Source organism: Boseongicola sp. (assembly GCF_057460485.1).
The window spans coordinates 1-6,099 of sequence record NZ_JBVCWP010000233.1 but is presented as its reverse complement, the minus strand read 5'-3'; the positions used below and the strand labels follow the sequence as shown (position 1 = coordinate 6,099).

7 protein-coding genes and 3 pseudogenes are annotated in these 6,099 nt (G+C 56.2%); 2 read left to right on the top strand and 8 right to left on the bottom strand.

Annotation, left to right across the window (positions count from 1 at the left end; all coding sequences use genetic code 11):
* Nucleotides 1–120: pseudogene (locus AC221Y_RS18850) on the top strand (IS30 family transposase); the annotation flags it as partial.
* 35 nt (nt 121–155) lie between these two features.
* Here AC221Y_RS18850 and AC221Y_RS18845 read toward each other — a convergent pair.
* A pseudogene (locus tag AC221Y_RS18845) lies at nt 156–543 on the bottom strand (response regulator); the annotation flags it as partial.
* A pseudogene (locus tag AC221Y_RS18840) lies at nt 539–709 on the bottom strand (DUF1153 domain-containing protein); the annotation flags it as partial. The pseudogenes AC221Y_RS18840 and AC221Y_RS18845, both read right to left, overlap by 5 nt.
* Before the next feature lie 243 nt (nt 710–952).
* On the opposite strand from AC221Y_RS18840, the gene mnmA reads away from it, so the two are divergent.
* The gene (gene mnmA / locus AC221Y_RS18835) at nt 953–2,098 is read left to right on the top strand and encodes a tRNA 2-thiouridine(34) synthase MnmA (protein WP_299753752.1); all 1,146 of its coding nucleotides are present in this window, start codon (nt 953–955) and stop codon (nt 2,096–2,098) included.
* Nucleotides 2,099–2,102: 4 nt separating this feature from the next.
* Here mnmA and lpxB read toward each other — a convergent pair whose 3' ends face one another.
* The 6 genes from lpxB to AC221Y_RS18805 form a co-directional block, all read right to left on the bottom strand.
* Nucleotides 2,103–3,263 (bottom strand): lipid-A-disaccharide synthase, encoded by a 1,161-nt coding sequence (lpxB, locus tag AC221Y_RS18830; protein WP_486708023.1) that lies wholly within the window; start codon nt 3,261–3,263, stop codon nt 2,103–2,105.
* 46 nt (nt 3,264–3,309) lie between these two features.
* Nucleotides 3,310–4,098: an LpxI family protein gene (locus tag AC221Y_RS18825; protein WP_299753750.1), complete on the bottom strand. Its 789-nt coding sequence runs from the start codon at nt 4,096–4,098 to the stop codon at nt 3,310–3,312.
* A 4-nt stretch (nt 4,099–4,102) separates the two neighbouring features.
* Complete coding sequence (gene lpxA, locus AC221Y_RS18820) at nt 4,103–4,897, bottom strand: acyl-ACP--UDP-N-acetylglucosamine O-acyltransferase (RefSeq protein WP_299753764.1); 795 nt, start codon at nt 4,895–4,897, stop codon at nt 4,103–4,105.
* 2 nt (nt 4,898–4,899) lie between these two features.
* Complete coding sequence (gene fabZ, locus AC221Y_RS18815) at nt 4,900–5,355, bottom strand: 3-hydroxyacyl-ACP dehydratase FabZ (protein WP_299753749.1); 456 nt, start codon at nt 5,353–5,355, stop codon at nt 4,900–4,902.
* Between the two features lie 64 nt (nt 5,356–5,419).
* A complete protein-coding gene (locus AC221Y_RS18810; protein WP_299753748.1) occupies nt 5,420–5,899 on the bottom strand; it encodes an OmpH/Skp family outer membrane protein in 480 nt (159 codons plus the stop codon).
* Nucleotides 5,900–5,958: 59 nt separating this feature from the next.
* Nucleotides 5,959–6,096 carry a BamA/TamA family outer membrane protein gene (locus AC221Y_RS18805; RefSeq protein ID WP_486708024.1) on the bottom strand — a complete coding sequence of 46 codons (138 nt, stop codon included), beginning with the start codon at nt 6,094–6,096 and terminating at the stop codon, nt 5,959–5,961.
* Nucleotides 6,097–6,099: the final 3 nt, after the last annotated feature.

The window sequence follows — 6,099 nt, the reverse complement described above, 5'->3', positions numbered from 1 at the left end:
GATGAGGACGTGGCTAAGATCATCAGCAAAATTAATAAGCGCCCCAGAAAATGCCTTGGCTTCAAGACGCCAAACCAGCTATTCCTAGGCCATAACCAGCATGTTGCACTGGCGAGTTGAATCCGCGCGCCATAAAGATGGTTGAGAAACATTTATTTGGTCAGCGTCGCGCTCTTTCGGAACGAAAGAGGCTCAAGCATCTGATATTCCTTGCCGGTCATATGGACCGCACGCCCGCCGAAATCGACAGTCTTAGCGTCCAGATTGACGGATACTTTCCCGGTTTTGATCACAGATTGCGCGTCGCCCTTGGAGCGAGAGATGATTGCGTGGGTACGCGCAAAAAGTTCCTCGCGATGGAATAGCTTGCTCAAATAGTCGTCCACACCGAAGCCCAAACTCCTAATTTTATTCTCCGTGTCGTCGGAACCTGTGAGAATCACAAATCGGCGTGTCGACCCGGGAAAGGCGCCATTGCCTCAGAACTTCCTCTCCTTCCATATCCTGCAGATTCAACTCGAGAAAAATATAGTCGTAATCATAGGTTGTATATAATCCGTTGAATAACCGTCTCTTTCAAGACGTCCACTCCATTCCGCGCACCCATTGATTGCCAACCATCGTACTCTTCTGAGGAGATTTCGTACATTTCCAGCGCATCATCCCGCTTAATCAGTCCGGATGTAACGGCGGGCACGACGGCTGCTTTGTGGCTTGCGACCTATCGTCCAGTGTTCGGTTCTGGTAAATCAGCGCAGGTAATGACATTTCCATCAGGAAACGTAACTGCGCGCGGACCATCGGCTTCTTTAAAATACATGGCGGCCATCCATGGGCACGTTTGAGCGTCATTTTGCATAACAGGCCTTAACTCAAAGTGAAGGCGACCCTTGCGATTACATCGCATTTTCCTATATTTCTAAAGAATACTGTTCTCGAATTGGTGACTGGCATGGCGCTCGATAATCGCGACGCATTGAATTCTCTCGGCTTTCCAAAGGCCCCTGCAGACACACGCGTGGTTGTGGCAATGTCGGGCGGTGTGGACAGTTCGGTCGTCGCCGCGGAACTTGCGCGCGAGGGCTACGACGTCGTGGGCGTCACACTTCAGCTTTATGACCACGGTGCCGCGCTTTCTAAAAAAGGCGCGTGCTGCGCAGGCATCGACATTCACGATGCACGGCGCGTGGCCGAGGACATGGGCTTTCCGCACTATGTGCTCGATTACGAAAACATCTTTCGCGATGCAGTAATCGACGAATTTGCAGACAGCTATCTTGCTGGTGCCACACCGGTTCCCTGCATTCGTTGCAACGAGCGGGTGAAATTCAAGGATCTGCTAGAAACCGCCAAAGATCTCGATGCCGACTGCATGGCGACCGGGCACTACATTCAAAGGAAAGTTGGACCCGAGGGGCCGGAATTGCATATGGCCGCCGATACCGCACGCGACCAAAGCTATTTCCTGTTTTCAACCAAGCCGGACCAACTGTCGTTTTTACGGTTTCCCTTGGGCCATCTGACGTCCAAGGCCGAGACACGCGCCCTTGCTACACGTTACGGGCTTGGCATAGCCGACAAACCTGACAGTCAGGACATCTGTTTTGTCCCGAACGGCGACTACGCAAGCGTTATCGAAAAGCTCCGCCCCGGCGCTGCCGAACCCGGCGATATCGTGCATGTTGACGGACGCGTCGTTGGCACCCACAAGGGCGTCATCCACTACACAATCGGACAACGTCGCGGACTTGGAATAGGCGGATTAGATGAACCGCTGTACGTGGTAAAACTGGACGTCGAGGCCCATCATGTGATCGTCGGACCGAAAGAGATGCTGTCGACCCGCATCATCCCAGTTCGTGAAATAAACTGGCTGGGAGATACTCCCTTTCAGTCGCAAAGCGAATGGCACGTTTCGGTAAAAGTGCGCTCAACGCGCCCACCGACAGAAGCAGCTATCCGACCGCTATCTGACACGTCGGCCGAGGTGGAATTGTTTAAGCCAGAAGAAGGTGTTTCGCCCGGGCAGGCTTGCGTGTTTTATCAAAACGGATCAAGCCGCGTGCTGGGGGGCGGCTGGATATGGCGCGGTAACTAGGCGCTTAGCCCTTAAGCACACCCAGGACAGCCTTCGCCGCACGCAGCCCCGGCCCTTCACCGTCGCGCCCAAGCCGCTCCATCGTAACGTCCATCGCGGCTTTTTGCGCGCCGCGGGCCGTTGAATCCGTCAAAAGCAGCAACAACGCTGCTGCAATATCTGGCGCGCGGCAGGCTGGTCCCAGAAATTCAGGCACGACCCTATCGCCACTTACCAGATTGACGAGGGTTACCGTGTCGACCGCGGCAAGGCGTGACATAATCTGCCAGCTGAGCCAACTCATGTTATAGGCCACAACCATCGGCGTCCCGCTTGCTGCAAGTTCTAGGGATACCGTGCCCGAGGCCGCCAAAGCCACGTCGGCCGCGCGGAAGGCTGCTCGTTTCCGCGCAGCCGCGTCAGGGCCCTCGCGAGGGTCGAGAACAATAGGTTGGCCGGGCCAGGACGCGACCGCGCCTTTGACCGCATCGGCAACTGCCGAAGCCGCGGGCACGACGATACGCGCGCTTGCATGGCTGGCCAAGACGGACTCCATCGTCTCGCCGAAGACCGCAGATAGCCGGGCGATTTCGCTTTTGCGCGACCCCGGCAGCACAAGGATCAAAGGTGCATCCTCGATCCTCTCGCTTGCGCGAAAGGCACGCACTTCGTCATCAGTGGCCACAGGCTCGCCAACAACCGGATGCCCGACGAAATCGCATCCCATACCTGCGTATTCCATGTAGGGCGGCTCAAACGGCAGCAGAGCGAGCACATGGTCAACATAGGCCGCCATCTTGCCGGCGCGCTTTGGCCGCCAGGCCCAAACCGACGGCGCAACATATTGTATCGTGCAAATTGATGATTTCGCCTTTACCAGCTTGGCAAGACGGAGCGAGAAATCCGGACTATCAATGGTCAAAAGCGCATCAGGCTGCCATTCAAGAACAGCGTCGGCAGTCTGATGCAGGCGTTTTCTCAGATTCAGGTACTTTGGCAAAACCTCAGCAATTCCCATGACCGACAATTCGTCCATTGGGAATTCGCTTTCGATGCCCTGTGCTTGCATCATCGGCCCCCCGACCCCGCGCACGTCAAGGTCTGGAACAATGGACTTCAAGCCCGCGAGAAGGGCGCCCCCAAGTTTGTCGCCAGATGGCTCACCGGCCAAAACAAAAAGCCTCATCGCGGCAACAAAAGCGCAAGCCACACAGCTTTGACGGCGCATGTAATCATGCGTCGCGCACCCAAAGAAACAGACCGGCCTCGTCAATCGCGGCGGTCACATCCTCAAGATCAAGCACCATCACCCCGCCCGCCTGAATGACCAACCCGTCAAGTCCGGCCGCTGCCGCACCCCTGACGGTCTCGACACCAATTACGGGCAGGTCGATCCGCACATCTTGCGTTGGCTTTTTAGCCTTATAAAACAAACCGCCCGGCCCATAGGTGGTCCCCGCCAATGTGTTCAGCATGAAGTCAGTGCCGGGCAAGGCTTCAAGTGCAAGCGCTTGTCCTTTACGCACAACGCATGACTGCCCAAGATCGAGATTGCCCAAGGCTGCAGCAATCTCGGCCGCACGCATTGCGTCTTTTCGATGGTGTTCTTCAATCTGCCGTTTTGACAAAACGCTCACAGGGGGCAGAAGATTCGGCGCCAGGTCTATCGCTGAGCGGATGTAAATCCCGGCCTCCTCAAATATTGCAAGAACCGCACGCAGGGCGGCGTCATCGCCCATCTGAAGCGCGGGCATAATGCGCGGCAAAAGCGGTAATGTTGCCGCATCCAAGGCCGTGGGATCAATCTCGGGACGCGCAATCGCTCCGACAAAACAGACCTCGGTCACGCCATCCGCCTTGAGACCACCAATCAGGCTCCCAAGTGTCTCCAGTCGAAACCGCCGATCCGGCGCCACGCCATCGGGATCAAAACCATCGAGTGAGGCTATGTGGGGGCGCGTCTTAAGCCGCTCGACCAGTATCGCCGGAAGCCGCCCCTGCCCGGCAATCAACGCCAGCATCGACCTATCGCTCCGGCGTCAGGAACGAGCGATCCGAAGACCCAAGAATAAAGTCCAGAATCTCGTGAACATAGGCGCTTTCGGCGTTGTCCTTGAGATGCCGCGCACGCTCTTGAAACGCCCCCTCGCCATTGGCAAGGGACTGGAACGCAGCCCTGAGCGCCGAGATATCCGCGCGACCAACACCGCGTCGCTTCAAGCCGACCAAGTTCAACCCGTCCAATGACCCGCGTGGTCCCTGCACCAAACCATACGGAATGACATCGTTCGTCACCATTGTGACCGCACCAATAATTGCGCCCTTACCGACCCGGACCCATTGGTGAACTCCCGACAGACCGCCGATAATGACGTCGTCTCCAATCACGCAGTGCCCGGCAATCGCGCCCTGATTGGCGACGATCACACGATCACCCACGATCGTATCGTGCGCCACGTGGGACCCCGTCATAAACAGGCAATCATCCCCGACGCGTGTTTCACCGCCACCGCCTGCAGTACCGGTGTTCATTGTCACACCTTCGCGGATCCGATTGCGTTTGCCGACAATCAGCCGTGTTTCCTCACCTTTAAACTTAAGGTCTTGCGGTATCTCTCCGATCACAGCGCCCGGAAAAATCACGGTGTCTTCGCCGATTTCCGTGATCCCTGTGACGACAGCGTGCGATTTTACATCTACACCGGATCGCAAAACCACCTGCGCGCCAATGACAGAAAACGGTCCGACACGCGCGCCCGCTTCGATCACAGCACCGAGTTCGATCACCGCAGACGCATGAACATCCGCTTTGGCATCCATCCTCACTTTGGAAGGTCCATCATTGCTGTGAACTCACACTCGCAAGCAACATCGCCGTCGACCGTCGCACGCCCCTTAAATTTCCAGACCTTGCCGCCGCTACGAAGCGTTTCAACTTTCATCCGTAGCGTATCACCTGGGATGACTTTCCGGCGGAACTTCACATTGTCCATCGTCATAAAATAAACGCCAAAATTCTTGTCTGCCAAGTCAAGACCGACACCTGCAATCACTGCAGCCGTCTGGGCCATCGCTTCCACCATCAGCACCCCCGGGAAAACCGGCATTCCGGGGAAGTGCCCGGTAAACTGTGGTTCATTCATCGTGACGTTTTTGATGCCGATGCCCGAGGACGTCCCATCAATATCGGTAACTCGATCAACAAGCAGAAACGGGTATCTATGCGGAATTATGCGCTGTATCAGATCGATATCAGCGCGTGCGAGCGACTCGGTCATTCATTTCGTCCTCTGCCCGGATTTTTAAAAGTGGTACCAAGTGGGCGGCTTTGCCGCAAGCACATCACTCGAGTGTTGCCGCATCATTGACCCGTGCAATGGCCTCGTCCGTGATGTCGATGCGATCGGCGGACAAAAAGACGTCGCGTCTGTCCAGAACAACAAGCGCTCCGCGCTCGCGTACAATATCCGAGATGATGCCTGCTACATCGTTGAAAAACTCTTGCCGTGCTGCGTCCCGAAGCCTGCTTAATTCTCTCGCCTTTTCATCCTGCGCGTCACGAAGACGCTGCACGTCCCCGTCGAATGCATCTGCCAAGGCGCGGAAGTCCTCGACGGGCAATTCAGGGCGGCGCACGGTGAGGTCCTGCTCGCGCTCGATCAGCCTGCTTTCAATCTGGGCATTTTCGGCTGCAAGCGTTTCGACCTCTGCCTCGATGGCACGCGCGGACCGCGCACCCAATCCGGTTTCCTGAAACAAGCGGTCTTGATCAATTGTCAGGATCGGCGGCGGCAGATTAAGTGCTGTATCTTGCGCCACCATAGGCGTCGCCAGCGCGCAGAATAGAAAAATTGCAAGCGTGAGCGTCGACCTCCTCACGTTCAAAACGCAGTCGAAATCGTGAAATCGAACGAACGTTCATCGTCCAGCGGGTTAGATTTGATCGGGTTGGAGAAATTCATGCGAAGCGGACCAAGTGGCGTCGCCCAAAGCAACGAAAATCCAATCGCCGACCTCAACTC

Bases quoted from the DNA above. Each gene is read 5' to 3' on its own strand.
- AC221Y_RS18810 (WP_299753748.1), bottom strand. From the start codon at position 5,899: ATGGTGGCGCAAGATACAGCACTTAATCTGCCGCCGCCGATCCTGACA.
- lpxB (WP_486708023.1), bottom strand. From the start codon at position 3,263: ATGAGGCTTTTTGTTTTGGCCGGTGAGCCATCTGGCGACAAACTTGGG.
- mnmA (WP_299753752.1), top strand. From the start codon at position 953: ATGGCGCTCGATAATCGCGACGCATTGAATTCTCTCGGCTTTCCAAAG.
- lpxA (WP_299753764.1), bottom strand. From the start codon at position 4,897: ATGGATGCCAAAGCGGATGTTCATGCGTCTGCGGTGATCGAACTCGGT.
- fabZ (WP_299753749.1), bottom strand. From the start codon at position 5,355: ATGACCGAGTCGCTCGCACGCGCTGATATCGATCTGATACAGCGCATA.
- AC221Y_RS18825 (WP_299753750.1), bottom strand. From the start codon at position 4,098: ATGCTGGCGTTGATTGCCGGGCAGGGGCGGCTTCCGGCGATACTGGTC.